Origin of the sequence: Fibrobacter sp. (genome assembly GCA_024398965.1) — a bacterium.
Classification (GTDB): Bacteria; Fibrobacterota; Fibrobacteria; order Fibrobacterales; family Fibrobacteraceae; genus Fibrobacter.
On the sequence record JAKSIF010000135.1, the window covers coordinates 1 to 1,558 of the forward strand.

Consider the following 1,558-nt stretch of genomic DNA (forward strand, 5'->3'; position numbering starts at 1 on the left):
GCAGCCAGCACGCCCGGAAGAGCGGCGGCGAGACCAGCAACACCGATGATGACCTGGAGACCGCGGTCTGCAGCTTCCTTGGCATACTTTGCAGTTGCGTTGGGAGTGCGGTGTGCAGAGAGAATATTGAGTTCCCACTTGATGCCGAAGCTATCCAGCACAGCGGTGATCTTGTCTACAACTTCCTGGTCGCTCTTGCTGCCAGCAACGATACCGACCTTTGCATTTTCAGTATAGTTAAACATTTTAAAACCTCTTTTTGTGAACGGACGTTGAAAGAACCGCGCGGGCCTTACTTTGCCAAACGGGCCAGGCCCTTCTTACCAATGTCCTTGCGGTAGAACTTACCTTCGAACTGCACCTTTTCGCAAGCTTCGTAAGCAACGTTCAGAGCGTCCTGCAGGGTGGCGCCATGACCCACGACACCGAACACGCGGCCGCCGTTGGTGACCAGGTCAGAGCCATTCATCTTGGTACCGGCGTGGAGAACCTGAGCGCCGTTCTTTTCGGCTTCTTCAATACCGGTAACCACCTTGCCCTTTTCGTAGGAACCAGGATAGCCGGCACTTGCGAGAACCACGATTGCAGCGGACCCCTTGGGAGCCTTGGGAGCGCCAAGCTTGGCCAGTTCGCCCTTTTCAGCAGCGTCGAACAATGCGAGAACGTCGCCATCATAGAGGGGCAGAACAATCTGGCATTCCGGGTCGCCCAGACGGCAGTTGTATTCCACAACCTTCGGGCCCTTAGAGGTCACCATGATGCCCACATAGAGCACGCCAGTGTAGGGCTTGCCTTCGGCAGCCATACCCTTGAGGGTAGGTTCGATAATGGTCTTCTTCACTTCGTCCAGCAGAGCGTCGGTAACGACCGGAGCCGGAGAGTATGCACCCATTCCACCGGTGTTGGGGCCCTTGTCGTCATCGAAGACGCGCTTGTGGTCCTGGGCGGAAGAGAGGATGGTGTAATCCTTGCCGTCGGAAACCACGAAGATGGAAGCTTCTTCGCCGTCCATGAATTCTTCAATCACCACAGTCTTGCCGGATTCACCGAAGACGGCCTTTTCGCCAAGCATTTCTTCCACAGCGTCGTTTGCTTCCTTGTCGGTCATGCAGACGATGGCGCCCTTACCAGCGGCAAGGCCGGAAGCCTTCACCACGATGGGTGCGGGATGTTCGGCCAGGAACTTCTTGGCGGAAGCGAGGTCGGTAAAGGTTTCGAAAGCTGCAGTAGGAACATTGTACTTCTTCATGATGTCCTTGCTGAAAGCCTTGGAGCCTTCGAGAGCTGCAGCAGCTGCAGTGGGGCCGAAAGCGCGAAGACCGCGGGCGCGGAATTCATCTACGACGCCAGCCACCAGGGGAATTTCCGGTCCGATGATGGCAAGGTCAATGTTGTTAGCCACAGCCAGGTCTGCAATAGCCTTGGGGTCAGCCACATCAACGGGGATGCACTTGCCCAGGTTTGCCATGCCAGGATTGCCCGGTGCGCAGATGAGAGAATCGCACATGGGGGACTTCTTAACAGCGAGGGCGATGGCGTGTTCACGACCGCCGCTACC

2 protein-coding genes are annotated in these 1,558 nt (G+C 56.6%); both read right to left on the reverse strand.

From position 1 onward, the window contains the following. On the reverse strand, positions 1-245 hold a 245-nt coding region (locus tag MJZ26_15110), incomplete at its 3' end, for an AIR carboxylase family protein (protein ID MCQ2107105.1). Between the two features lie 47 nt (positions 246-292). Then, positions 293-1,558, reverse strand: a 1,266-nt coding sequence (gene purD / locus MJZ26_15115; protein ID MCQ2107106.1) for a phosphoribosylamine--glycine ligase, incomplete at its 5' end; no start/stop codon positions are given.